Source organism: Alphaproteobacteria bacterium (assembly GCA_018662925.1).
Classification (GTDB): Bacteria; Pseudomonadota; Alphaproteobacteria; order 16-39-46; family JABJFC01; genus JABJFC01.
In genome coordinates this window covers 1-25,474 of sequence record JABJFC010000087.1, presented here as the reverse complement: position 1 = coordinate 25,474, position 25,474 = coordinate 1, and the positions used below count along the sequence as shown (strand labels likewise).

Annotated in this window: 20 protein-coding genes and 1 tRNA gene; 5 read left to right on the top strand and 16 right to left on the bottom strand. The window is 44.0% G+C overall.

Translation table 11 applies throughout. The annotated features are described in order from the left end of the window. Positions 1 to 120: 120 nt before the first annotated feature. The 7 genes from HOL16_07960 to HOL16_07930 form a co-directional block, all read right to left on the bottom strand. Positions 121 to 1,677: a hypothetical protein gene (locus HOL16_07960; protein ID MBT5390612.1), complete on the bottom strand. Its 1,557-nt coding sequence runs from the start codon at positions 1,675 to 1,677 to the stop codon at positions 121 to 123. Between the two features lie 43 nt (positions 1,678 to 1,720). Then, on the bottom strand, positions 1,721 to 2,461 hold the full coding sequence (locus HOL16_07955; protein ID MBT5390611.1) for an outer membrane beta-barrel protein: 741 nt from the start codon (positions 2,459 to 2,461) through the stop codon (positions 1,721 to 1,723). Between the two features lie 296 nt (positions 2,462 to 2,757). Next, entirely contained in the window at positions 2,758 to 5,403 is a 2,646-nt protein-coding gene (locus HOL16_07950) for a valine--tRNA ligase (protein MBT5390610.1), read from the bottom strand. 11 nt (positions 5,404 to 5,414) lie between these two features. Then, complete coding sequence (locus tag HOL16_07945) at positions 5,415 to 5,912, bottom strand: DUF2497 domain-containing protein (protein ID MBT5390609.1); 498 nt, start codon at positions 5,910 to 5,912, stop codon at positions 5,415 to 5,417. Continuing rightward, on the bottom strand, positions 5,909 to 7,387 hold the full coding sequence (locus HOL16_07940; protein MBT5390608.1) for a TolC family outer membrane protein: 1,479 nt from the start codon (positions 7,385 to 7,387) through the stop codon (positions 5,909 to 5,911). Before HOL16_07940 ends, HOL16_07945 begins: the two co-directional genes overlap by 4 nt. An 80-nt stretch (positions 7,388 to 7,467) precedes the next feature. Then, a complete protein-coding gene (locus HOL16_07935) occupies positions 7,468 to 8,121 on the bottom strand; it encodes a protein-L-isoaspartate O-methyltransferase (GenBank protein MBT5390607.1) in 654 nt (217 codons plus the stop codon). 80 nt (positions 8,122 to 8,201) lie between these two features. Next, a complete protein-coding gene (locus HOL16_07930) occupies positions 8,202 to 8,660 on the bottom strand; it encodes a hypothetical protein (protein ID MBT5390606.1) in 459 nt (152 codons plus the stop codon). A 270-nt stretch (positions 8,661 to 8,930) separates the two neighbouring features. On the opposite strand from HOL16_07930, the gene rpmB reads away from it, so the two are divergent. The 3 genes from rpmB (at position 8,931) to HOL16_07915 (ending at position 11,287) form a co-directional block, all read left to right on the top strand. Next, a complete protein-coding gene (rpmB, locus tag HOL16_07925; protein MBT5390605.1) occupies positions 8,931 to 9,236 on the top strand; it encodes a 50S ribosomal protein L28 in 306 nt (101 codons plus the stop codon). A 61-nt stretch (positions 9,237 to 9,297) separates the two neighbouring features. Further along, positions 9,298 to 10,488: a tRNA guanosine(34) transglycosylase Tgt gene (tgt, locus tag HOL16_07920; GenBank protein MBT5390604.1), complete on the top strand. Its 1,191-nt coding sequence runs from the start codon at positions 9,298 to 9,300 to the stop codon at positions 10,486 to 10,488. 25 nt (positions 10,489 to 10,513) lie between these two features. Next, positions 10,514 to 11,287, top strand: a complete 774-nt coding sequence (locus HOL16_07915; protein MBT5390603.1) for a CPBP family intramembrane metalloprotease — start codon at positions 10,514 to 10,516, stop codon at positions 11,285 to 11,287. Positions 11,288 to 11,324: 37 nt separating this feature from the next. Here HOL16_07915 and HOL16_07910 read toward each other — a convergent pair whose 3' ends face one another. Beyond that, the gene (locus tag HOL16_07910; protein MBT5390602.1) at positions 11,325 to 11,780 is read right to left on the bottom strand and encodes an NUDIX domain-containing protein; all 456 of its coding nucleotides are present in this window, start codon (positions 11,778 to 11,780) and stop codon (positions 11,325 to 11,327) included. 35 nt (positions 11,781 to 11,815) lie between these two features. Continuing rightward, positions 11,816 to 11,891, bottom strand: a tRNA-Glu gene (locus HOL16_07905). Positions 11,892 to 12,037: 146 nt separating this feature from the next. Here HOL16_07905 and HOL16_07900 point away from each other — a divergent pair. Further along, a complete protein-coding gene (locus HOL16_07900; protein MBT5390601.1) occupies positions 12,038 to 12,388 on the top strand; it encodes a hypothetical protein in 351 nt (116 codons plus the stop codon). A gap of 144 nt (positions 12,389 to 12,532) precedes the next feature. On the opposite strand, the gene gpt is transcribed toward HOL16_07900, so the two are convergent. The 7 genes from gpt to upp all read right to left on the bottom strand — a co-directional run bounded on the left by gpt (position 12,533) and on the right by upp (position 23,312). Continuing rightward, positions 12,533 to 13,006: a xanthine phosphoribosyltransferase gene (gene gpt / locus HOL16_07895; protein MBT5390600.1), complete on the bottom strand. Its 474-nt coding sequence runs from the start codon at positions 13,004 to 13,006 to the stop codon at positions 12,533 to 12,535. A 200-nt stretch (positions 13,007 to 13,206) separates the two neighbouring features. Further along, positions 13,207 to 17,067 carry a hypothetical protein gene (locus HOL16_07890; GenBank protein ID MBT5390599.1) on the bottom strand — a complete coding sequence of 1,287 codons (3,861 nt, stop codon included), beginning with the start codon at positions 17,065 to 17,067 and terminating at the stop codon, positions 13,207 to 13,209. Between the two features lie 3 nt (positions 17,068 to 17,070). Then, a complete protein-coding gene (locus tag HOL16_07885; GenBank protein ID MBT5390598.1) occupies positions 17,071 to 18,906 on the bottom strand; it encodes an outer membrane protein assembly factor in 1,836 nt (611 codons plus the stop codon). 128 nt (positions 18,907 to 19,034) lie between these two features. After that, entirely contained in the window at positions 19,035 to 20,408 is a 1,374-nt protein-coding gene (locus HOL16_07880; GenBank protein ID MBT5390597.1) for a hypothetical protein, read from the bottom strand. Positions 20,409 to 20,419: 11 nt separating this feature from the next. Then, entirely contained in the window at positions 20,420 to 22,144 is a 1,725-nt protein-coding gene (locus HOL16_07875; GenBank protein MBT5390596.1) for a sulfatase-like hydrolase/transferase, read from the bottom strand. Between the two features lie 10 nt (positions 22,145 to 22,154). Next, positions 22,155 to 22,502 (bottom strand): diacylglycerol kinase, encoded by a 348-nt coding sequence (locus HOL16_07870; GenBank protein MBT5390595.1) that lies wholly within the window; start codon positions 22,500 to 22,502, stop codon positions 22,155 to 22,157. A 159-nt stretch (positions 22,503 to 22,661) separates the two neighbouring features. Next, positions 22,662 to 23,312 (bottom strand): uracil phosphoribosyltransferase, encoded by a 651-nt coding sequence (gene upp, locus HOL16_07865; protein MBT5390594.1) that lies wholly within the window; start codon positions 23,310 to 23,312, stop codon positions 22,662 to 22,664. A 222-nt stretch (positions 23,313 to 23,534) separates the two neighbouring features. On the opposite strand from upp, the gene HOL16_07860 reads away from it, so the two are divergent. Then, positions 23,535 to 25,256 carry a ShlB/FhaC/HecB family hemolysin secretion/activation protein gene (locus HOL16_07860; GenBank protein MBT5390593.1) on the top strand — a complete coding sequence of 574 codons (1,722 nt, stop codon included), beginning with the start codon at positions 23,535 to 23,537 and terminating at the stop codon, positions 25,254 to 25,256. Positions 25,257 to 25,474 lie beyond the last annotated feature (218 nt).

The following is a 25,474-nucleotide window of genomic DNA, read 5'->3' as shown; positions in this document are numbered from 1 at the left end:
TTAAACAGGGGAAAATTGCGCGTGAAGACCAGAAAAACAGTTAAAATTGTGCCTTATGGATTGATCAGTGCAAAAAAATATCATTCTTATCCTTGCATCCTCCGTGAAACTTCCGCACTTTCATAATTTTGCAATTTGCTCTAAAGTTTCCGCTTTTTCTTGAGGACTCTTCTTTTCCCAATTTGTACGGGTATCAGACTCTTCACTTTGATTTGAAATGTTGCTTATGCTTGAAACTGTAATTTCGACAGGTTCGTTTTCATGATTCTTACTGGTACTGGCAGCTGTTTTAATTGAATGTTCAGCGGCATCAATTATCTCTACAGCGTCATGAAAAGCTGAGTCATCGTCGTCAGTTCTAGTATTTATTTTCTCAAAAAACTCATCAATAGCATTAGAGTTCTCAAGTATTTTCGTCGCGTTTCCTTTACCTACTAATTCAGTGAGATACTTTTGAACATTATCATCTCGTTCTTTGAAGATTAATTTTTCTACAGAACTTCTAGTTTTTATATCAGTAATGTTTGTTCCCTCAAACAAAGCAGCTAATAGCATTTGAAACTGATTAAAAATACTTGCACTAGTAAGAATTTCTTCGTGTTGGAAGACGTAAGCGACAACTTGCAGACTTTGATGTAAATCAATCAGATCATCTACACTGTCACTTACATTTGGCTTTCTAATTCGTTCCAGAATTGAACCATCTACACTTTCTTCTGATTTGGGTACTTTCTTTAATAATCCTTCCTGCAAGGTCTGGATGCGTTGTTCGAGGTCTTTCGATAGTGTGTCTCTCAAAGTCTCTAAATCACCTTGTGCTCCATTCTCTTCTAATTCCTCGTCAGCACCCAACTCATTCTTGAGCTCTTTAATCTGATCTACAGTTGCAGCTCTCAAGGCCTCAGCTATTTCTTTCTCTAACAGTTCAATTTTTTGCCTTAATTCTACTTGCTCATTTTCTGTTGCACCAATTTTCTGCTGGACTGAATCTAACTCAGATTGCAAGCGATGAGTCGTTTCTTCAACTTCTGCGTCAAGCTTTTTGATCTCAGCAGCCTTATCTACGCATTGTTGTCCAAAGCTCAACATATAAGCTTTATATTCGTCTGCAAGTTTCTCTACATCAGTCTGGGCCGCTAAAAATGTATTTTGCGGGGGTTCTTTTTGGGTGAGTACTGCTTCTAAAAATTCATTTTTCTGGATGGTAAAAAATTTAGTTAGATTATCAACAGCACTGTTGAATGACTCCGTATTTTCAGTAATAAAATTTCCCCAAACTTCATTGCCCGTAGGCTGTGGAGTATTTAATTGTCCTGTAATTCCTTCCTCATCTTGTCGCAATTGCGCCAGACGGTCTGTCATCGATTGCATTAACTCATCATAATCTTCAGAAGAGCTTGTTGTAGGTTTATTTGAAGTAGAACTTGAGGATTGTTGATGAACTCCTTGTTCTGAAAGTATTTGCTTAAACAAAGGTACATATACGTTGTTTGCTTTTGCTGCGGTAAACTTTTTAGCAGCTAGTTTAACTGCTCCATCGAAATCATAATTAGCCTCTGTTAGAAATTTCCTAGCCAAGTCTGTGGGTGACGCTAACGCAGAACCACACGAAATAGCGGTGATCGACACGGTTAGAAATAGCGAGGCACTCAGGCGTCTAAGTAGTTTACCTTCCATAGTGTTTTACTCCTTCAAATAGTAATTATTAAATAAAAATTTATTAAAATGTGTAGCTTGCGCCAATCAACAAGTTAAATTCACGCATTGAAATTTTCGCAACGTACGACTCATCACTTGTACGGAGATCCTTTGTCGTGAATCGATTGTAATAGGTATAGGTTCCTTCCCCGTAGATTCTTACAGAATCAGAAATAGCTCGTGAAACACCCACACCTAAAGGAAAACCTATGGCATTCTTAGTTTGACTGCTACCAAGCCCGAGAGCTGTATCATTGTATTTAACCTTAAACTTACCATAGGTTAAACCAAATATACCGTATACGGCTGTTTTAGGGTTCAGCATTCTTCCTAGATTACCAACGACACCAACTCCATATTTTTTTGTGATTGTGAGTTCGTTCGTAAAGTCTTCTGCCCCCGCAGGCGATATTAAAGCTGAAGTTTTTTTCGCTTTTGCAGAGGAGGTATCAACAAATATTTTACCACCGAAGTACCAATTATTGGACGTCTTACTGTATGCTGCATTTAGCTGACCTACAACCCCACTACCAGATGGATTAGGCTTTTGCTCTTCACTGTCTGGTGACTCTGTTGAAGTTGCAGTAACCTGACTCGATAAATACTGATAGCCAGCAGCACCACCAACGGACCAGCCATTGAAAGCATTTTTTGCGTGGGAATCGTTCGCGGCAAATGTGGAGCCGATAATAGCGGCAGGAATTGCAAGTTTAAGAACATTTCCACTGACGCGTGAAATTGCATTAATTTTTGATGAAATCATAAGGTTACCTTCCAAAGATTTTTGTACTTACCCAATCATATCCACATATTGCATGCGAACATTAAATTCTCAATCTATGCATTGATTATGATATTTGCTATTTACTGTCAATGGGGAATTTAAGGATTTTTTTAGTTATTTAGTTTTTTTCCTTTCGATCAGGGAGTAATGTTGCGTTTTGAGCGAGTGGGGTGGTTCTGTGAGATTACCTTTGGAGTCTTTGCATTCCCGGGATCCATAAAAGCAGATGCGAGAGATGATTCAAAATCAAGTCGTAGAGAAGCGAAAAAGGAAGACTAAAGTTGGCCCAATTTTGTTAGGGCACTGGCAAGGCGATCTTTTGTTTCGAGGGCTGTGGAGCGCTTTGTCTTTTGTTCTTCGACCACCTCAAGAGGGGCGCGGGCGACGAAATTTTGGTCATCTAGCTTTTTTGAAAAACGCACAATTTCGCCATCGAGTTTTTCAATTTCCCGGTTAAGGCGGCTACGCTCTTGTTCAATATCAAGAACGTCTGCCATGGGAATAAGGATAGAAGCCTCTGGGACGACGAGCTGCAAGGCTCCCTTGGTTTCAATGGTCTCGAAGTCGATGGTCTCGACACTGCCCAAATGCTTGATGAGGTCTTCGTTTAGCGTGATATACGTACGTACCCGAGAGGTCGGTTCCTGAACATGCAATGTCAGTTTTGTTTTAAAGGGAATATTTGTTTCGGCCCGAAGGGTGCGAATCTCCGAAATAAATTGAATGATCCAATCAATTTCCGCTTTTGCGTCCTTGAATTCAGATTCCTGACCAAAGCTGGGCCATGGAGAGGTAATCAAGAGGATGTCACCTCCAGAAAACTTTTCCCATAGTTCTTCGGTGATAAAGGGCATAATGGGATGAGCTAAATGGAGTAACTGGGAGAAACTCCAAGCCAACGTAGCTCGTGTTTCCTCAATTTCTTCCTTATTGGAGCCCGTCAAAATGGGCTTGGTAAATTCTATGTACCAATCGCAAAAGCTGTGCCACGTAAATTGATATATATGGTGCGCTGCATCGTTGAACTTGTAATCTTCAAGCGCATCGGAAACATGAGCGGTTAGCTGGCCAATTTCATGGACGATCCACTGGTTGACCGTTAGGCGACAACGGTGGGGAGCAAAATTCTCAACCCGGGTACACTCATTCATCTGCAGGTAACGGGCGACGTTCCATATTTTGGTGGTAAAGTTTCGATAGCCTTCTACGCGTTTCTCAGAGAGCTTGATGTCGCGGCCTTTTACGGCAAGGGCCGTCAGAGTAAAGCGCAAAGCATCTGCCCCATACTTGTCACACAGATGGAGAGGATCCATTGTGTTGCCTTTGGACTTAGACATTTTTTTCCCATGCTCGTCCAAGACAAGGGAATGGATGTAAACTGTGTGGAATGGAACTTCCTTCATAAAGTGCAGCCCCATCATCATCATGCGGGCAACCCAGAAAAACAGGATGTCATGTCCTGTAATCAAAACAGAAGTGGGATAGTATCGCCCTAGTTCTTTGGTTTCGTCTGGCCATCCCAGAGTTGAAAAGGCATAGAGTCCAGAGGAAAACCAGGTGTCTAAAACATCTTCATCCTGGGTGAGGGGCGTTTCTTTTCCATAATGCTTTTTGGCCTCAGCAAGGGCTTGATCTTCATCCATAGCAGAAAAAGTTGTGCCGTCTGGGCCATACCAAATGGGAATGCGGTGCCCCCACCAAAGCTGTCGAGAGATACACCAAGGCTGGATGTTTTCGAGCCACTGAAAGTAAATTTGGGTAAAATTCTGAGGGACAAACTTTGTCTTTCCATCTTTCACGGCTTTCACGGCCGTGTCGGCCAAGCCACGGGTGTCCATAAACCATTGGTCAGTAAGGCGAGGTTCGATAATAGTTCCTGTGCGTTCTCCATAGGGAACCGCATGGGCAATTTTTTCTGTCTTTACTAGGAATTCTTGTTCTTCCAAGTCTTTGAGGATCTGGGTGCGAGCCTGGAAGCGATCCAAGTGTTGATACTTTTGAGGCGCATTTTCATTGAGAGCTGCCATCTCATCGAAAATATTGATTTGCTCCAGCTGGTGGCGTTTTCCGACCTCAAAGTCGTTAAAGTCGTGAGCGGGCGTTATTTTAACGGCTCCGGATCCTTTTTCTGGATCGCTATACTCGTCGGCAACTATGGGGATTTCACGACCAACAAGCGGCAGGAGGGCCTTTTTTCCGACTAGGTTTTTGTAGCGCTCGTCTGTCGGGTTTACAGCGATGGCTGTATCGCCTAACAGGGTTTCCGGGCGTGTTGTGGCAATGGTGATAAATTTATTTTTTTCACCGACAATGGGATAGCGTATATACCAGAGATGTCCCTTTTCATCCCGCTGTTCCACCTCTAGATCGGAAATAGCAGTTTGTAATTTGGGATCCCAATTTACGAGACGCTTGTCGCGATATATGAGCTTTTCTTTATAGAGATCGACGAAAGCTTTACGGACTGCTCGGCTGAGACCTTCGTCCATGGTAAAGCGTTCTCGAGGCCAGTCGGCAGAGGCTCCCAGGCGGCGAAGTTGCCTCATGATTTCTCCGCCAGAAGTTTCTTTCCAGGTCCACGTGCGCTCCAGGAAAGCGTCTCGACCCATGGTTTTCCGGTCCAAGTCTTCCTTAGCAAGCTGCCGTTCAACCACCATCTGTGTCGCGATACCCGCATGATCTGTGCCGGGTTGCCACAGGACATCTCGGCCCTGCATGCGCTTATAGCGACATAAGATATCTTGCAAGGTATAGGTTAAGGCATGGCCAATATGCAGCGTCCCTGTCACGTTTGCAGGCGGCATCATTATCACATAGGGTTGTGCATCGGAATCAATGTCACACGCAAAAGCACCGGCCTTTTCCCAGCGGCCGTATTGTTCAACTTCAATAGACTGAGGTGAATATATTTTATCAAGCATTGTTCAGATCATTAAGAATCTTGAACGATCTGCTCAATTTCCTTTGCCACGATGCGTTCAACCGTTGCAGCAAGATTATTGTCGAGCCACTCCTTGATCAAGGGCTTCATGAGTTCCCGCATCACGTCGCGCATAATATGATTGACGGTTTGTCCTCCAACGCCTTTGGATACTTCAAACGCTTTTTTTGCATCTAGTGCTTGAAAGAGGTTTGAGAGGGCTTCTTCAGATCTCTCATGGGATTCTGTCGAAAGGGTAGAACCAGCAATGGCTGTACCAGCGCCAGCAGATGAGGAGGCTTTCTTGGCAGATTTTGAAGATGCTGTGCTAGTGGCTGCAGCTGTTTTTGCGGGAGCAACGTTGGTCAATTCTAATACATCCTCCGCTTTGCCCTTCGATGTGGGAGAAGCTGTTTTGCTTCCAGGTTGATTTTCTTCTGAAATAATTTGCCTTATGGATGAAAGAATTTCTTCCATACTGGCATCTTCTGGCTTTTTATCGTCGGTCATACGTCATTTGCCTCTTTAGTCTTACCTCTCCATTTTGTCCCAAGACCCATCCATCGGTCACTCACGTCGTCATAATGATCGTTTGGATCATATTTATCAACAGCTAATCCCAAATTTTCTGCGGTGAGGACTCCCATAGCGCTCATCAGCTCATAGGCGGCAAGTCTGTACACTCGGTTGGCATCCACTAATTCAACGTGTGCTTGAATCAGTTTTTGCTTTTCCTCAAGAACCTCGAAAATGGTCCTATTTCCAACTTCCTCTTCCAACTTGCTGCCCTCATAGGCAATAGTGGATGCCTCGACTTGATCCTCTAGAGGCTGTATTTTTGCCTCTGCGGTAAAGTAATTTTCCCAAGCCTTGATCGTGGCTTCAATTGCCTCATTTCGGGCCGCTTCGTATTGCAGGCGTGCCTGTGAAGACGATTGGTGCGCTTGCCTCAATTTTGATTGCAGGACACCTGAAGTATCAAGAGGAACGGACAACCCGACACTAAAAGTTGCCGAATTTGTCCGGCTTCTTGATCTTTCTCGCAGCCAAAGGCGATCGGCTGTTCCTGACATATTAACAGTGGGTAAGAAAGTCCCTTCCGCTTGTTCGATGCCCTCTTTGGCTGATTGCTGAGCAAAAACTGCGTTGGTGACACTGGGGTTGTTTTGGACGGTTATTTCTATGGCTTGGTCCAAAGTCTTAGGTAAGTCGGTAGCAACAGCTGGTGTCTCAAGGCCCCCTGCAGGCATGCCAATGATTCTCTCATAGTTTGCACGGGAAACTTCCAGCTCTCCTTCGGCTTGTCTCCTTGCCGCTTTGGATTTCGAAAGGCTCGCTTTAGATTGAGCCACATCTGTTCGAGTGAGGTCGCCCAGCTCAAACCTGGCCTGGACAGATTCGTGCTGCCGTGCCAAGCGTTGTTCATCATTTACACGTAAATCGACGACTTCAATGTCTCGGATGACCTGAAGAAAGGCTCCAATGGCCTCTACAAATACTTTTTGTTCTACATTAAGAAGTTTAGAGCGTCCGGCGCCAACATTTGCTTCTGCCTGTCGAATGCCAGAAGTTGTGCGCCCACCTTTGTAAATATTCTGAGTTACTTTAGCGCCTGCATCGACTGTTTTTGTATGGTTATTACCGACTAATGATGTGCCGCCTTTGGTGTTGGACCAGCTATTTTTATAGTCGCTGGTGAGCTCTGCAGTAGGGCGCCAATCTGAAACGGCTTGTGAAACGCCTTCATCTGTAGCACGCAATTGCGCACGTTCAGCGGCAAGCGTCGGATTTGTATTGTAAGCAGCAGAAAGGGCCTGCGCTAATGTTTCCGCGGAGCTTTCCGTGGGCAGCATCGTTGCAGTTCCCAACAAAAGGCACATTCCAATCAGTTTGGTGTCCGAAATATATCTACAAAAGTGTCGACCCATTACTTCCTCTGTGTTCAAGAACAGTCCATCTCTAATATAATAGATGACCCAGGTCAACGATTTGAACCTTTGATGCACCATTTTTCTTTTAAAATACACTATTGTTCCTCTAGAGAAAAGGTCTAATAGAGTAGGTTTTAGAGGTAAAATTTGGCTTTGGGGGTAAAGGGAGGAAGATTTGGGATGGTTGCGTCAAGGAAGCAAACTTCTGAGAGGGCGGTTCTTTCTTTCTGAAAAAGATATCCTTTCCCAATGGAAGGTATTTTCCGAATAACAGCTACGAGGCGTCCTTTATCTGCCAGTTGATCAATGTATGTTTGTGGAACAGAATCGATGGCGCCCCCAAATAGAATCACATCGAAGGGTCCCAGATCGGGAGCTCCAACGGTGAGGTCTCCAGGGATAATAATGACATTATTGATGCCAATATCCTGCAGGAAAAGGTCTGCTTCTTGGGTATATTCGGGATCAGATTCTATGGCGACCACAGTTTTTGCAATACGGCCAAGGATCGCCGAAGAATATCCGGTGGTACATCCAACAATCAAGACCAGATCCTGTGGCGTAATATGGGCTTCTTGGATGAGTCTCCCCAGAACCACGGGGTTTATCATGCATCGCCCTTTTTCCAAATTTATGGAATCATCGCAATAGGCTTGAGTCCTTAAATTGTGGGGTAAGAAAATTTCTCGTGGCACCTCGCCCATGGCTTGGAGTAATAGGGGTTCTTTCACACCATTAGGACGCAGCTGATTATTAACCATATTCTTTCTGGCAATCTCAAAGTCCATGGGGCCTCCATATGTATTCCCACCGTAAATTTTCAAAGGGACTATACGAACTTTTTCTGCCGAGGACAATGGTGACTGGTCTATAAATTTTTGAGATCTCTTTTTGCATTTTCCAATTGTTTGGAAAGAGATATTAAACGTTTGTCCGAAAATGAAAGAAAGCTTGAGTCCCAGCGAGAGGCTTGTGTGTAAGGTATAAAATACCCTTCCTCTAAATACATTCCCATTGATTCAATAAGAGGAGGTTCTGTGGATAGGTTGTAGATAATAGTCCTTCTTGAGTTAATTTCATCCCATTGATCTTTTTCGATGGTGTCAATATGCTTGAGGAGAGCTGTCCTTTGTTTAAGTCGAATCGCATTTTTCTTTTCAATTTGATTCCGCTCAATACGACTCTGCTCGATAAATGCCTGATGCCAATTTACGTCATCACCATCCTCTGGATAAGTTGCCAGACTGAGTGTTGGTTTGATGGTTGGGCCACAGGTTGTCAGTAATACTGATGCCCAAAGCATGAGATAATAAGTCGTATTCTTCACCTTCCGTACTCCCTGAGTCAAAGTTATTGAACGTAAAACCAAAAATCCTGATAGAGCCTGGATATCAGAATTTTTTGCAAAGGAGGGGTGCCAAAAAATCAAAGGAGCCGCGCAACTAGGGGAATGTGTGCCGCGGAAGGAGATGGCCTGAGATTAGATTTAGGGATTTTTTGGTATTCGTGTCGGAATAACTTGACGAGACACAGTATTCTTGAGTATGTATCATCTCACTGATTACGTAATGAGTTTTAGAGAGCGAGAGTAGTAGCTATGGCAAGACGATGCGCCATTACTGGCAAAGGTGTGATGGCAGGAAACAATGTGAGTCACGCAAACAATAGAACAAGACGTCGGTTCCTTCCGAATCTTCATGAAGTTTCTTTTATAAGCGAGATTTTGAATCGCACTGTAAGGTTGCGTGTTTCCGCCCATGGTATTCGCAGCGTAGAGCACAACGGTGGGTTGGATGGTTTTCTCTTGAAAACATCTTCCTTAAAGCTGCCGACAGAGGCTCTTAAGTTAAAGCGCCAAGTGGAAAAAGCGTCGGAAGCCAAGGCAACTGGCACTAAAAAATAGTTCTGGCACAAGAATTTTAAGAGAAGGCTCGCCAGTGTGCGGGCTTTTTTGGTTTTAGAGTATGCAGCAGCCCAACTTTGATTTTAACATCACCCATCGATCAAAAAAAACGAAAGCACGTCTGGGTCGTCTGAGAACGCCTCATGGGGAAATTGAAACGCCGTCGTTTATTTTTTGTGCCACGAAGGGCGCGGTAAAAGGGGCTCACATTAAAGATGTGAAAGAGTCCGGAACCCAGATAATTCTATCCAATACCTATCATATGATGTTGCAGCCAGGTCCAGACTTGGTAGAGAAAATGGGTGGATTGCATAAATTTATGGGTTGGGATGGTCCCATGCTGACGGACTCTGGTGGCTATCAAATATTTAGCCTTGGCCATGGCTCGGTGGCGTCTGAAATTAAAGGAAATCGTAAGTCATCCTACAAGCCAACCTTACTGAAAATCAATGAAGAGGGTGCCAAGTTTAAATCCTACATAGATGGGAAGATCCATTTTCTGACCCCCGAACGGTCCATGGAGATCCAGCGTAAGCTTGGGGCCGATCTTATTGTTGTTTTGGACGAGTGCACGCCTTTCCATGTGGAAAAGGAATATACGGCCAAGTCCATGGAGATGAGCCATCGTTGGGCCTTACGCTCTTTGAAAGAGTTTGAGCGGCATGATGATGGGAAACAGGCACTTTATGGCATTATTCAGGGCGGTGTTTATCCTGATTTGCGAAAAGTGAGTACGGATTTTGTGAATGATAATCCGTTTTTTGGCCATGCTGTGGGCGGCTCTTTGGGCGCCAGTAAGGACCAAATGTATGATGTGGTGGGCACAACCATGGCCATGCTAGATCCCAAAAGGCCCGTCCATTTGCTGGGCATTGGGGGGATCAAGGATATTTTTTCCGGGGTGACTCAGGGGATTGATACTTTTGATTGTGTTCATCCTACGCGGATTGCGCGTCACGGAGGCGCCTTGGTTAGGCCAGGTCAAGGAGATACCAATGGCCGCGAGCATCTAAACCTTAGGAATGTTCGCTTTAAGGAAGATGATTCGCCCATCGATGAGTCTTGTCCTTGCCAAGCCTGTACCACGATCTCAAAGGCTTACCTTCATCATCTATTGAAAGCAAAAGAGATGATTGCGCTCCAGCTTTTGACGTTGCACAATATTACCTTTATGAATCGTCTGCTAAGTGCCATCCGGGATGGCATTCGCAATGACGACCTTGAATCAGTAAAGAAAAAGTGGTGTTTCTAGTCCATAAAAACAGGAAAAAGTAAGCATGGGGAATACAGTAAGTAGGTTTATAGGGACTTTGAAATTAGAAAGGCGGGAATGGCAGGGATTCTTTGTACTATGGATAGGCTGTATTGTTGGGAATTTGGCACTCTTGCCTTATATTATTAATATCGTGATAGGTTCCACAGCGAATCCCCAGGCGATAATTCTGAGTGCTTTGTTGAACAGTTTGATCATTTATCCTTTTCCCATATACATTGGCATGCGATTAAAGAGAAAGCTTTCCTTAGCGGGCCTCCCCCTGATTGAGGGGATAAAAAGAGTTAATTTCCCCGATATCTTAAAGTGGGGTGTATTGACGGGGATTATCTCGTGGTTGCTTATCAAAGCAGGAGATTGGGGCTTTTCTTTTCTAACGCCCCAGCTACTTGATCTTGCGACCACCCATCCGCCTATTTTGATGGGCTTTTTAGCCAGCTTTTATGGAGGAATCGTTGAAGAAGTTACTTTGCGCTTTTTTCTAATGGCATTGTTTTTATGGCCCTTGAAAAAATATGGCTCTGTTGGCGTTTGGGTTGCCATTCTTTTAGCTGCAGTTGTTTTTGGCATTGGGCACCTTCCTGCGACGGTTCAGGTGCTCGGGTTGCATTCCATGGTTGATTTGCCAATTTTGGTTGTTTCCCGTGCTCTTATCCTGAATGGGATTGTTGGTGTTATATGCGGGTGGCTCTATTGGCGAAAAGGTCTGGAATATGCAATCATAAGCCACTTCACGGCTGATTTGGGCGTGCATATTTTATCGCCATTGTTGGGGTAGAGCGTCTTCGTCTAGGTATGGGAACTCTTCAAGAAGTCTAGTTTACGTCCCCTAAATATATGGGCGCAGGCCTGTTGCTATTAACCACTTCCTTTAACATCTTTGGATAGATGGGCTTATCCGATAGGAACTTCAGATCAAGCCATTGGACTCCTATCTGATACATGTCTCCCTTCAAATCATAATTTGGTTCAGCATTATCTGAGAGGGTGCATTGGAACATAAATTCCACTTGTTGAAAATTAGGATTTTGGTGGGCAAACTCGTGATTATCTGCAAGATAATCTCTTATGAAGGAGAGCTCTCCCACAGATACGGCACATCCGATTTCCTCAAGACATTCACGTTTTAAGGCTTCGTGGAGGGTTTCTCCCGGCTCTTGTCCGCCTCCCGGGAGGGCAAAATAGAGGCCATTCCCCCGATCGTATTGAACACATAGAAGTTTATCATCTCGAATGATGATTCCTTTGACCGAAGTCCGAATTGAACTCATTTCTGGCACCTGGATGAAGATTTAAGTATATAAAATGGCGTCCCCTAGGGGATTTGAACCCCTGTTGCCGCCGTGAGAGGGCGGTGTCCTAGGCCTCTAGACGAAGGGGACAGGTGAATAGGTTATGACACAACTCGGCCAAAAGATTCAAGCTTTTCTTTGGGGTGGTGGTCCGATTGTAGTATTTATGTTTATTGTAAGGAGATTTTATGATTTGTTGAAACAGTTGTAATAGTAGTTTTATCCAGGTTGTTTTGATGAAAAAGTTTTTCTACGTTTTGCTGGCAATTATGCTGCCAACCCTTCCGGCTTGGTCAATGAAATCAAGTTTGAGATTGCTTAAAGAAGCGGGAGAGTTGTGGTTGAAAAGTGCTTCTAAGAGAGTTTCTAAGGATGGTTCTTATGCAACAATTGGTTATAATCCTCCTACTACACCAACTTTTTCTCGAGAAGAAATTGCTCTTCCCCGTAACGTGAGGTTTCTAAATGAGGACTGTACACTGTTTGAAATAGTTGGAAAGGATGATGAACGGACGGTAGTTAGAAAGGCTCCAAAAGTGGTTCAAGAGAATGATCATTCGCTTCGAGTGGAGTTGGAAAAAAACTAACTTCGCATTCGAGTGATAGGTCAATTTTTGGATTCTGCATTTGATCAAATGAAAATAAGCGCATAGGGCAACCCACCATTAACTGGGTGAGCAAGTTTCTTGCTTGCTCACCCACATATAGTTAAAGATGACGGGTCTGACAGCCTAGTTAATCAATGACTTCCATTCACTTTCCCAGGGAAAAACGATCCAAGTATTTTGAGACAAGTCTGATATGTATGTATCGACAAAGCTTTTTCCCTTAGGCTTGGCGTAGACGGTGGCATAGTGGGCTTTAGGAAGGATGTCTCGGACGATATTTAGGGTGGATCCCGTATCAACGAGATCATCCACGACAAGCCAGTATTCCCCACCATTTTCTGGAATTTGAGAAAAAGTCTTTATGATTTCAGCTTTCTTCTGTTGATCCATATCGTCATAACTTGAGATGGAGATCGTATCTATATTCCGGATATTCAGTTGTTGCGCAATAATAGCGGCCGGAGCAAGTCCTCCACGTGTAATTGCGATGAGGCCCTTCCAGGATCGTTTGGGAAGTTTTTGGGATAGTTCTAGAGTTTTATGGGTGAATTCTTCCCAAGTAACATAGAATTTCGAAGGCGATTCAGTCGTTGATATATTTTTAGTCTGCGTGGCTTCACTTTTGCTCGCTAAAGCCCCCTCTGTTGCTAACAAAGAAAGGCTAGCGATTAAAATTAAAAAATGCTTTTTGATCATGTTATTTCCTCCATGTAATGATACTTCGATCGCCCTATGTACCACAGGAGAAGTTAAAATTTCTAGTGGAAAAAAGAGTAATTGCACCTCTTTGATGAGGTCTAATATCGCCATTTCAAGTTGACGCCAGCCCCGGCGCCTTCAACAGGACCAGCTTCGGTATCAACAGACATAAATGGGAGAACCTGCATTTCGAGGACGGCTTTCGAATCTGCAGGATTGAGTCCCTGTTGTATTTTTAAATAGAGATCTTTGGCAATATATCTTCCCATTTCCAAGACGCCGGATCCACTGGCGGTTGTATCGAAGGAAAGGCTCCCCAAACCCAGGGTATTTCTGATGCCATCAAGAAATCCTGTATTGTCATTGCTGGTAAACTCCTGGATGGCATTGGCCAATTCTATACTCTGTGCAGGGGTCAGTGAACCGGGCTCTTTCCCAAAGAGAATGTGAGAGAGAATTTCACCAGAAGGGAGTTCAGGGTTCGAGTGTAACGCTATATTTAATTTATTAATGCTGCCATCAACTTGAACGAAGGCAACGATATTTCCTGCGTCAATGGATGCTTTTGCAGATATGAGAGGATTAATTTTACTGCCACCAGTAAACACAAACTTTCCTTCGACAAGATCTAAATCTCTGCCCAAGAAAGTATAGCTCCCTCTTATTATTTTCAGGGCCCCTTGAAGGGAAGGCTTGGTTATCAATCCAGAAACGGCTAGGGATCCCTTCCATTCGGACTGGAGTCCTTGCCCGTTAATAAAGAATTCATTTGGGATGTCTATGGTTACGTTTGTTGATATGGGGAGGAAAGTTTTTTTGTCTTTAGGCTTTTTCTTTTCACTTGGGGGAAGATTAATTTCTTCTATTTTAAGGGTAGCGATCGAGGGGGGAATTTTATTGGGAATCGTTATCCAAACGGGAGACGCCTTCAACTTTCCTTTAATAGAAAGATCTTTTGTATTTCCTGTCAAATGAAGATTGCCGGAGATTGATCCTTTCACAAGGTCAGAGTTGAGAATCCTGAGTTTATCAAAAGCTGCTTTGATATTGAACGAGGGAGTAAGGTTACTAAGATTGATTGCTCCTTCTATAGATCCTCGTCCCTTTTCATTGTCATCTAAAGTCACTTTGTGAACCACCAATTTTGAGCCAGCTCCTTCAATAGAGAGTTCAATTTTGGGAAATAAGACGCCGGACTCGCTATTTTCAAAAAATCCTTTTTTCAGCTGAAGGTTTCCAGCTAAATGAGGATCTTTTATGGTTCCAGAACCATTTAGGTCAAACGTTAATAGTCCTTTTGTCGTTGTTCCATTGGGAGCTACTAAAGTTATAAAACTGAACAGATTTATATCACCTTTTAACTGTAATTTCGTTGGCAGATTGGTTGCTATAGGAAACGCATCATCCGGAGCAAGTGTAAGGCTCGTTTCAAATTCAAGTGTTTGATTGTCTCGTCCTCTTAGAGAGCCGTGAGCAGAGAGCGCTTTATTTTGTAAATGGGCGTCTATCTCGAAATCATAGGCATGTTTTAGAGCAACATCTTTCTCTACTAGCGCATTTCTCAAGTTTTTTATTTGGAGAGAAGCGTCAATATCTAGAGCCTTTAATTTTCCACCAATAGAAAGGCTCCCACTTAAGTCTCCCAGGAATTGAAAATCTGGGGACACAATATGTAAGAATTCCAAGGAAAATTGTGAGAAGTGTGCCTGTAGAGACATTTCTCCGGTTCCAAATTGGCCATGCCCACGGATATGCCCAGTATTGGCTTTAGCTGTTCTATTTGACGTAAGTTGTATTTCCATGGGGAGGAGTTTGTAGACTTCCTTCTCTTTAACAGCTTTTAGAGGCTTTATGAGAGCAAAGGAGGATGTCCCATAAGTTCCCTCAAGTTGCGAAAGACTGAATGCCATGGGATCGCGATGGAAGGTTCCTTGGGACTGAATATCAAAAGGATTTATGTAGTCTCCGTTTATGTTCAAAGAAGCAGCAATGGTTCCGTTTTCTTTTTTAGCTGAGAGAAATCCTTTCTCAATTACAAGTTTTTTCCATGTGATGCGTTCCAAATCTAGGGAGGCTTTTCCGTCTATTCTTTCTTCAAAACGAGAGAAATCCTGGAAAATTTCTTTAGGGAGCGTCAATCCACTGGAGAAAGAAACGCTGGCTACTTCTCCGCCAAATCCCTTTAGATCTTGTCCATTTAAGCTTAGTTTGAAATCCTCGTTTTCTAGGGAGGCTTTGATTTTTGCATGTCCCTCGATGGGATGTTCTAGAATTTCTGAAAAGACGGAGAGATCTTGGATATCACCTATAAGGCGACCTTCAGCAGCCAGCTCTTTTAAAGACATGGAGAGGGTCCCATCAATGGTGTTGTTTGATGCTTTGAGACGGATTTCTTTCAGAGTAAGAATATGCTCCTTTGAAAAATGTCCCGATAGATCTGCGGATACTTTCAAACCGTTCTTCTCCAGTATGGCAGAAAGGGTTCCTGAGGGCGTTTCAGGGAGGCCTTTCAGGGAAAGTGTCACCAATAGGCTGTCCGAAGAAAAGTGTGCATCACGCAGTTTCTTGCCTTTAAGGGTGAGATGGGTTGAAAGATCTGAGAGTGGTCCTTTGATATCGCCAGAAAGAGTCACGTTTCCACTTATAGGGCTGAGTTGGGCAAGGTTTTCTGCTGAGGCGTTTAAATTGCCATCAATGGTTCGTTCCTTTAGTTTGAAAGTTCCTTTGGAGGCGGCGGTTGCCAAGTGTTTTTGTGTCGAATGATCAATAAGGTTTAGTTGGATAGCATTGAGAGAAAGCTTGTTCCAATGCTCGCTGAACCCAATATCAAAATCCCACAAGAGAGTAACATCTGGAAAATGATTATTCTCGACCGATTGCAGATTGCCGTTTCCTCGAACTGTAAGAGAAGCGTCTGGTGCCGTTAGGGGGGTGGTAGAAAAAACCTTGAATTCGATGGAAGCTTGGGAAAATTTGAACGAATCTCCCTCAATATTGGTTAGGCCAATCCGTCCTTCGACAGTAGGTTGTTTGAGGGTGCCTGAAAATATGGTCTCCAGAGCAGCAGAGCCGCTAAGCTTTTTGCCTATGGCATGGCCTATTAGAGCTACGGAAGGATAATGGATCTTTAAACTCCCCTCTATCTCATGAGTATTCGTATTTGCGCTCCCATCTAGAACAGCACTCCCATGTGGTGTTTTAAGAGAGAAGTCTGAAATTTTGAGGGCAGAGGCATCATACGCTACGAGACCTTTCAGAGTGAAAGTGTCTCCTACAAAGTCTGAAACTTCTTTAAGCAGGTCCCCTTTTCCATCCAACTGTATATGGGTAGCCAAGGTCGTTATATTATAGCGAGCTGTGAGAGAAAGGGAGGCGTTTTGGAGATATTTCTCCATGGAAAGGTCGCTGATATGGACTGTTGCAGATACTTGTCCAAAGGGAGAAATGGTTGCATGACCTGATAAATTTGTTGAGACTTCTGTGCCTGCTACTTCGTGAGAGAGCAAAAGATGAGCAATCCGGACGGAGCTTAGATTGACGAACAGAGGAAGTCCGTATGTTGATTTCTGAGTCTCAGGCTTTTTTTCTTTTGAATCAGGCTGGCTAGGGAGGTGCAGGACTTGGATTGATTCAGCATTTAACTGGCGGATCTGCATTCTTCCCATGAATAGGTGTGACGCTTTCCAATCCCATTTTAAGTTTTTTATGACAAGCCAGGGGCCTTTTTCATCTGATAGTGAGAGCGATGAGATGTTGACTTGGAAGGGAATAAATCCTTCTACCTTATCTATGGAGATGGTTATAGAAGACTCTTTGTTAATTTTTGAAACAAGTGTCGATAGGAGGGGGGTGCGAAAATTTTCAAATTGGAGTACGAGTATTGCCGCAAAAACCGAGGAGATAAGGAGGGCGGTGAGGGCTCCTATGAACAGAGAGAAATAGATAAGATATTTTTTCATGATCTAGAAACTCTGCCCGATGCTTATGTATATTTGAAAGAGGTTATCAACACCTTTCCGTCGATTGAGGGGAATACCGATGTCTAGCCGTAGGGGACCGACGGGAGTTTTGTATCTTATGCCAACCCCTGTTCCCCAGAAAAAGGGCTTCGAAAAGGTGGGATAATTCTTGTGAAAAACATTTCCAGCTTCCAGGAATGTGACAAAATCCATGTTTTGGGTCATTTTGATTCGGGCTTCTGTTCCTCCTTCGAAGGATGAGCGTCCTCCCAATGGGTGTTTTGCACCATCTAAGGGCCCAACGAGCTGATAGCCATATCCCCTAACAGAGCCTTCTCCACCCACATAAAATCGCTTGTCGGGTGGGACGTCGAGGGAACTCCCTCCCGGTGTAAACCCGATGTTGTTCCAAAATGACATTACCAGCGATTTGTCTACAGGGATGTAGAAAGCATTTTTGATAAAGGTGGTCATAAAGTTTTCCTCGGCGCCGAGGGATTTTGGGTAAGGGGTCACAAATAGCTGTGTTTTCCAACCATCTTTTGGATCCAGAAAGTTTTTTGTGGTTGCGTATTTCACGGAAAGGGGGAATCCCACAAGGCTGTATCTGGTTTTTTTTGCTTCATCTTCAACAGTAGCATTTTCATAGCTGACGCCGGCACTTCCCTTGAGTCGCTTGGTGAAAGTTCTTTCCAGCCCCGTCATAATTCCAAAGCCATTCTTGCTAAAGGCATCAGGGCGTTCTTTGGTAATTTTTGCTTTAGCGATTAATGCCTGGTCAGGACGCTCGAATTGGGGCTTTTTGAAGTTGGACTCTAGGGAGGTTATTTTTTTTGACATGCGTCCAATGAGATCCAAATGTTCTGCATGGCCGAAGGTATTGTCATTTCCCCAAGATGACTTGAAGCCGGGACCTAAGTTGGTAGAATAATTTACCCCTGCCCCAAAATGGCGGTGTTTTGCTTCCTTAAGCCTGATATCTATAGGAAGGGAACTATCTTTCTCAACAACGGTTGGATGGGTTATTTTTACAGACGAAAACAAACCGGATCCAAAAAGATTTTGTCGCATGGATTCTATCTGTTCTGCATCATAAGGCGCTCCCTCTTTCCACTGGAGTATTTGCAGGACATAAGTGGGATCCAGACCGGTAAGGCCTGTAACCTGCGTTTCCCCGAAAATTGCATAGCTGCCCGGATCAAGTTTAAGAGTGATGCTCAGAGTTTTGGACGTATAATCGGCAATGAATTTACGTTCGATAACTTTTGCAAAAGGAAACCCTTTGTTGGCAAAATCTGTAACAAGAGACTGCTCACTTTCAAGGACGGTTTTGGAAATGGCTGGGCTGTCTGGTTTTAATTTTTTAAACTGAGCTAAAATATCGGTGATCTTTGGAGAGGAGTGTGTGGGAATGACTTCATACTGCTCGACTGTATATTGTGTGCCCAAGTTGAAGATTATAATTACTGTGTAAGATTTATGCTTTCCTGAAACTTTGGGGTTAATGAGGGCATCGTAGTATCCAAAGGATTGCAGTACTTTTTTAAATCGGGGTAAATCTTCTTCAACACGATGTTTGAGCGAGGCAACTGTTGCTGGCTTCTCATCTTTGCGAGAGATTAAGTGGGAGACTTCTTTTATAAGGTTTAAAATTTCTTCGTTTTTGAGGCCTTCAAATTTCACTTTGTAAGAAAGGCCATATTTTGATTTTAAAGGGGTAAACTCTTCTGTTTTCTTATGGGTGTCAGTACAGGCCGATACCAGGAGAAGGGCAAATACCAGTATACAGCGAACCAGGGGATCTACATGTAAGGCGATCTTATAGCTGCAAGACTTCAAATTGAGCTCCCCAAATCCCAAAACTTTTTGTTTCTATTATAGAATATAGATTATACTAAGTTCGTTCGAAAGGCCAGAGAGGAGTAGGACTCTTAATGCTCAGTCGAGTAGGAGGTTAGGTAAAAGAATCAAATTTGTGGGAGCAAAGTATTTTGGGCCGTTGTTTGGTTTTTGAACAAGATCTTAAGACACTTGTAGGCAAATATATGGGAGAAGCTGAGTAGGCACATGACTAAGTATATGTATCTTAAATCAGCGGCCATAGAGAACACAAACAGGACTCCCATGAGCACAAGTCCGCTACCTGTCATGTAGACAAGAGGTTTAGCGTAGGGGCTTTTCCGGCGCATGACGAGACCAATAAGAAAATATCCGATGAGAAAAGGCATATAGTAAATGAATCTGGTTATTTCTTTACAGATGGAGAGAATGCTTTTTCCTCCATGGTTGAGGAGCACCTTGACTTTTTGCGGTACACGCTCTGGGTTTGCCAGTTCGTCGAGGGTTTTAACAGGGGATAATGAGACCATAGTCTTCCAAATCATGTATCGATGTTTCAAATAGAGGAGAGGATGGGCTTGGACAGCATCATACCAGGCATCCAGTATTTCTTGTCGTGTTGCATCGGTGGTGCCTCTTCTTATGGGGCCTTTCGAATCTATAAGTTCATCTACTCTTCTGGGGTCGTAATGATTGCGAACACTTGTCATTGAAAAAGTATCTTTTTCTTCAACAGTGGGGGGAAAGACAGATTTGTTGAGCTGTACGCTGATACCAGCCAAATCATAAAGCTTTACATACTGCCACATGTGTTCTTGCTCATTAGACGGGAGCATCACGGTTTGGAATAAATATAGGCCCGTAAGGATGGCTGTCTGTAAAATGGCAACGAGACAAAGGGATTTAATGGAAAAGCTTTTTTCCCCTCGGGTAAATAGGAGAGAGGTTAACCACAATAGGAACAGGGGCAGAACAAATTGGGCCTGGTATTTTACACCAGTTCCATAGAACAAAAGGGCGAGTATAGCTGAGATGCGCACCCAGCCAGGACGTATTTGGGATAGAGTTGATTCTGTGAGAAGAGCTGCAGCCAATAGAAAAGAAAAGGCAAAGGATGAATCCTTCCAAATGGCACTCGAATAGAAAAAAACATGGGGGAGGAGAGGGGCAATGGCAAAGAACCATGCTTCCTTTTTTCCATGAAAACTGCGAGCAAAGATCCCGGCTGCTCCCCAAAGCATCAATTGGTGGGTTAAAAACATAGGTTCTGGTCCCTGCTTCCACCAGATCCATTGCCGCCAATAAAATGCCATCATGGGAGGGCTGCCGTCTGTGTAAGTGTTGCTGATGGCTTGCTTTAATTGCCATGAAGCGTCCGTGGACAAAAAGCCTGGCCAATAGACGAACAGGCTTAAGAAAAAGCCTGCAGAAATGGCCAAGTAGACAAGATTATCTTTGTGGAGGAAGTTTTCCAGAATGGATTTTTTCGTATCACTATTCAAGTTGAATACCCCTACATGGATTCCACTAATTTGTGGAAATCGGGCCTGGGATTCCAAACCAGTGGTTTTCCAAAGCGGCCCAAGATTGAGCCTGAAATGAAGCCATGGGGCTTGGTAATGGGATCTGTTAGGGCAAGGCCATACAAGTTATGAACGTCTTCACTTTCGTATCCCATAAGCGTAAGGATCGTCGGAAAGATATTAAAATGGGACGTATTGTGCTTGTTGGTTTCCGCTGCAGTTTTGAATTGTTTCAGGAGCGCTTTGTCGTGGGTGAGAACAAATATTGGGACAATCGCTTCATTTGGATCCGGAGAAACCCGACGAGAATGCGTGACAACTTGACCATCATGGAGGAGATTTTGTCCATGATCCCCCGTATAAATAACAACGGTGTTCTCTAGGGAAGCATCTGTTAGGAGGACTTCAAAAAAGTGATCTACGGTCCAACTGATAGCATTCTTATAGGAGTTTACCATGCGCTCACGATTGGAAATGGACTCGCTATTTGACATGCAGGGTTGATATAGCTTTTGGGAAGTTGGGTAGGAGCCCTCATAAGGAAAGTGTGCCCCCTGTTTATTTACATAAACAAATTGTGGCTTATCCTTTTTAATAATTTTCTGCAATATTTTGGCCACCTCCATATCCATGTCATGGCGTGGTACATTTTCTACAATAATAACATTGTCAATGAGGTCCAGTTCATCTTTCGTCATATAATTGACGAGCCTTCCTTGGACTTGTCCATCAACTCTTGTGGTCTCGAACCCAGCCTTTGCCGCATATTTCCATATAGATGGTTCATCCAGGACATTTCCGTTTTCTTTTCCAATTTTGTCAGGGTGTGCTCCGAGCCTTAAAATGGCATTGCTACCGGCACTTCCATTATTTCCAGCTGAAGCAAATCCAAAATTTGCAATCTGTTTTTGGATTGATTCTAGATAGGGCGTTGTCCCACAATCTCGGTTAAGGCTTATATAGCCTCCGTGAATACTTTCATCCACAATAAGTATTATGTGCTGAGGAGGTGAATCTCTTTTTGCTACAATGACAGCTTCTTTCTTCTTAGTAGAGCGCGTTGTGTTCTCATAGATAAATAGTCCTGTCAGGCTAACGAGATCAAATTGTTTTGGCATGCCCTGTGTGTCTGTTTCAGAGGCTCCCCCCAGATGACAGACTACATTGCCGATCAACAACGACGGCAGAATGGGTATAAGGTAGGCAATCCGCTTTATTGTGTTCGGGATTCTAAAAGATTGTTGTGGCGTACGGAGTAACAGTCCAATGGCTAAAAGGACTGTCCCTAAAAGAGCTTGAAGAAATTGTGGGAGGAAAAGGTAAAGCGCTTGTCCGCCGTTATCACTGCTGCCTCCTTCAAACATGGCAAGGGCATCATAGCGGCCATTCCATAGGAGTTCCAAAGAGTCAAAGGACAACACCTCACGGGTTACGTTAAAATATGTCATTCCCGCCAAAGTCGAAAAGCCAATGAGGATTGTCCAAAACCACTTTGTTTTCCGGGAGCACAAAAAGGCAATGGCCAGAAGGGCAGCAATGGAAACAGACCAGATGCCCGTATAGACAACCAAGGGAAAGAACCGGTCATGGGTGATAAAGTATATGAATCGTGATGACACCTGCGCATTCGTCAAAAAGAGTCCTGCCAGGATCAATATTACTTTGGCAATATCTCGCGGGGTAATTTTGTTTATAAGTGAGTCCAACTTTGGCATGTGCTTTCTCTTAACTAAAATAGGCGATGAATTTGTCGATCCACAAGAGGGCTGCCAAAAGAATAGTGATGAAAACGGCCGCCGCTCCACAGTCCTTTGCACCTTTGGAGAGGACTGACTTCCCTCCTCCTATAAGATCGACCACATTCTCGAGACCGGTGTTCAGGAGTTCAACAACCATGATCATCAGGATGGATCCAATAAGAAGCGTAAAATCAAAGGTGGAGGTTGAAATGAAGTAGGCCGTGGGGAGTGCCAGGAAAAACAGAATCACTTCCCGCTGAAAGGAGGCTTCGTTTTGCCATGCGTAACCAATACCTGCTAAAGCATAACGGGTGGCATTATAAAGGCTTTTCATAATTCTCCTGTTCAAACTACATTTGAGTCCACACTTCAAATTATGCAGACTCTAAGAGCACGCAAGGTTCCATGCAAGTAAAAAAGGCAAATAAAGAAAGATAGACCAAAAAGACACTCGGAAAAGTGAGTATTTTGTTTGCACACTTAAAGAGAGTCTCTAGCGGGTTCCAAACATACGGTCTCCGGCATCGCCTAGTCCAGGCGTGATATAAGCATTTTCGTCGAGTTTTTCATCGAGGGCAGCCGTATAGAGGGGGATATTGGGATGGGCTTTGTGGAAAACTTTGACGCCCTCTGGGGCACCAACTAGGGACATGAATCGGATATTTGCCGGATCCACGCCATGACGGAGCAGAACATTGATGCCATGGACAGCAGAATTGCCTGTGGCCAACATGGGGTCTACGAGAATAAAGAGTCGATGATCGGGTTCAGGAAGCTTTACGAGATATTCTACGGGTTTTTTGGTTTTTGGATCCCGGTAGAGCCCAATATGTCCTTCACAGGCACCGGGCATAAGGTCCATAAGTCCTTCCGCCATGCCGAGACCTGCGCGGAGGATGGGAACGACAGCAACGCCCTTTCCTTTTAAGAGCCTTCCTTTGGTACGCGTTAGGGGGGTGTCAATGTCGACTTCCTTGGTCTCCAATCCATGTGTAAGCTCATATCCCATGAGGAGGGAGATTTCCTTGAGGAGGCGGCGAAAGGTTTCCATATCCGTCTCTTTTTGGCGCATGATCGTCAGTTTATGCATGATAAGGGGGTGGTTGAAGACAAAGATGTTTGGGTAGTCTTTCATGGTGAGCATAGAGATTCCTCAAAATGTGTGGGGTGGCACAAGTTATTAATGGCATGGTTGTTTTTGCAAGGTTGGCCCATTCTACATGTCTCAGAGTTCATCGCAAGGAGGAATCATTTTTGGGGCACAAAAATCAAATACTGTATTGTTTAAGGAGTTGCTTTCGTGGTAAAAAGGAAAGAACGACTGAAAAAATGAAAATGTCTCAAACAAGAAAAATGGGAGAAACCTGTGTCATTCCATCCTTATATTAATAGAACGGGCTTTTTAGCTCTGGTGGCTGTATTTCTTTTGGGTGTGCAGCATGAGGGGTTTGCCGCAACAACGAGTGCGGATAGGGCATCTGCTGATCCTTCGCTCATAGAGCGCTCTTTAGAACCTGAGCTTCGTCCTGAATCAGAATTAGGTGGCGACTTTATAAAAATCCAAGAGGATAAAGCCCCTGCGGACGCTGATCAGATAGAGTTTGATCTTGAAGATATCATTTTTGAAGGGGACGGCGACGTCATTCCAGAAGAGGACTTGGAACAGTTCTATGAAAGTGATCTTGGAGAAAGGGTGACACTCGGTCGTATCTATGAAATTGCCAATGCCATAACCCGGTATTATCGCGATCAAGGCTATGTCCTTTCTCGCGCACGTGTTCCTGCTCAAGAAATTGAGGATGGGGCGGTTCGTATTCGTATCGTAGAGGGATTTGTGGACAAGATCACGTATGACGCGGATATTGATCCTGGACTAAAGGCTCAAGTGGAGGAGTTTGCTAATAACATTCTGGAAGAGCGTCCTCTTAATATGAATACCTTGGAAAGATACTTGCTTTTGATTAAAGGCTTGCCTGGGATCAAAGTTGAGTCAGTTCTAAAGCCATCTAAATCTGAATTTGGGGCTGCTGATCTTCTTTTGATTGTAAAGGAGACTTCTGTAGATGGTTCCGTGGGTGTAAACAACGATGGGCCGCAGTTCATGGGTCCCTGGCAGGGACTTGCAAATCTAAACGTCAATTCCGTCCTCGGGATTAACGAACAGCTGTCTCTAAGCGCTTCGGCGACACGCGAAACGCGTGAACAAAGGTACTTCGGGGCTAAATATACACAGTTCTTAGGATCTGATGGTTTTAAAGCTTATATCTCCGGAGCGAGTTCAACAACGAAACCAGGGGACTTCTTAGAGCAATTTGAGATGAAGGGCACAAACCATTCTTTGGCATTTGGTGTAGACTATCCCATGGTAAGGACACGAAGTGAAAGCCTATATTTGGGGGCTCGTTTCACCTTTAGGAATGTGAAGTCCAGTATTTTATCCGATGCGGTCGTTCGTAAGGATAGAGTCCGCGTTCTGGGTGGAAATATTACCTATGACGTGGCCGACTCTTGGCGGGGGTCAAACCTGCTGCATGTGGATGTGAGCCAAGGGTTCAAGATCTTTGGAGCATCTGAGGAAAATAATTCAGGGGTTTTAAAATCTCGTGATAAAGGGCGCACGAACTTTACCAAATTCAAAGGAACCTTAAGCCGTAATCAGGGGCTCTGGTGGGGATTCTCTCTATACGGATCTGTTAATGGTCAGTACTCAGGAGATCATCTGCTGTCATCTGAGAGATTCAGTTTTGGAGGAGCTCCCGTGAATAGAGCCTATCCATTGGGAACTTTGACGGGTGATAGTGGTGTGGAAGAAAAAGTTGAGTTCCGCTTTACTGAGATGTTTGACCATTCTATCCGGATGTATCAGTTCTATCTCTTCTATTCGGCGGGAACTATTTGGAACCGGGCACCTTCTTCAGACGAGTTTAGGCGCATAAGTGCTGCCGGTGGTGGTGGTGGTTTGCGTATGAACTTCTGGGAAGTAACATCCTTTAACATTGAGTATGCCATGCCATTCCGTGCCCATATCTCAGGACGTACCAATCCTTTCAAGCCAGGCATCTTCTTTAACCTGACGCAGAAGTTTTAGGCTCATAGGAAACTAAATTTTAGAAAGAGGAGACTAAGTCTTAGGATTAGTCTTGATTAGAAAAAAGAGGCTTTGGCCTCTTTTTTTGTGGGAGCAGCAAGGGATGTGCCAGAAAGCAGCAAGGGATGTGCCAGAAAGCAGCAAGGGATGTGCCAGAAAGCAGCAAGGGATGTGCCAGAAAGCAGCAAGGGATGTGCCAGAAAGCAGCAAGGGATGTG

Excerpts from the sequence above, each read along its gene's own strand:
- HOL16_07960 (MBT5390612.1), bottom strand. The coding sequence starts at position 1,677 with ATGGAAGGTAAACTACTTAGACGCCTGAGTGCCTCGCTATTTCTAACC.
- HOL16_07955 (MBT5390611.1), bottom strand. The coding sequence starts at position 2,461 with ATGATTTCATCAAAAATTAATGCAATTTCACGCGTCAGTGGAAATGTT.
- HOL16_07950 (MBT5390610.1), bottom strand. The coding sequence starts at position 5,403 with ATGCTTGATAAAATATATTCACCTCAGTCTATTGAAGTTGAACAATAC.
- HOL16_07945 (MBT5390609.1), bottom strand. The coding sequence starts at position 5,912 with ATGACCGACGATAAAAAGCCAGAAGATGCCAGTATGGAAGAAATTCTT.
- HOL16_07935 (MBT5390607.1), bottom strand. The coding sequence starts at position 8,121 with ATGGACTTTGAGATTGCCAGAAAGAATATGGTTAATAATCAGCTGCGT.
- rpmB (MBT5390605.1), top strand. The coding sequence starts at position 8,931 with ATGGCAAGACGATGCGCCATTACTGGCAAAGGTGTGATGGCAGGAAAC.
- tgt (MBT5390604.1), top strand. The coding sequence starts at position 9,298 with ATGCAGCAGCCCAACTTTGATTTTAACATCACCCATCGATCAAAAAAA.
- HOL16_07915 (MBT5390603.1), top strand. The coding sequence starts at position 10,514 with ATGGGGAATACAGTAAGTAGGTTTATAGGGACTTTGAAATTAGAAAGG.
- HOL16_07910 (MBT5390602.1), bottom strand. The coding sequence starts at position 11,780 with ATGAGTTCAATTCGGACTTCGGTCAAAGGAATCATCATTCGAGATGAT.
- HOL16_07900 (MBT5390601.1), top strand. The coding sequence starts at position 12,038 with ATGAAAAAGTTTTTCTACGTTTTGCTGGCAATTATGCTGCCAACCCTT.
- HOL16_07890 (MBT5390599.1), bottom strand. The coding sequence starts at position 17,067 with ATGAAAAAATATCTTATCTATTTCTCTCTGTTCATAGGAGCCCTCACC.
- HOL16_07875 (MBT5390596.1), bottom strand. The coding sequence starts at position 22,144 with ATGCCAAAGTTGGACTCACTTATAAACAAAATTACCCCGCGAGATATT.
- HOL16_07870 (MBT5390595.1), bottom strand. The coding sequence starts at position 22,502 with ATGAAAAGCCTTTATAATGCCACCCGTTATGCTTTAGCAGGTATTGGT.
- upp (MBT5390594.1), bottom strand. The coding sequence starts at position 23,312 with ATGCTCACCATGAAAGACTACCCAAACATCTTTGTCTTCAACCACCCC.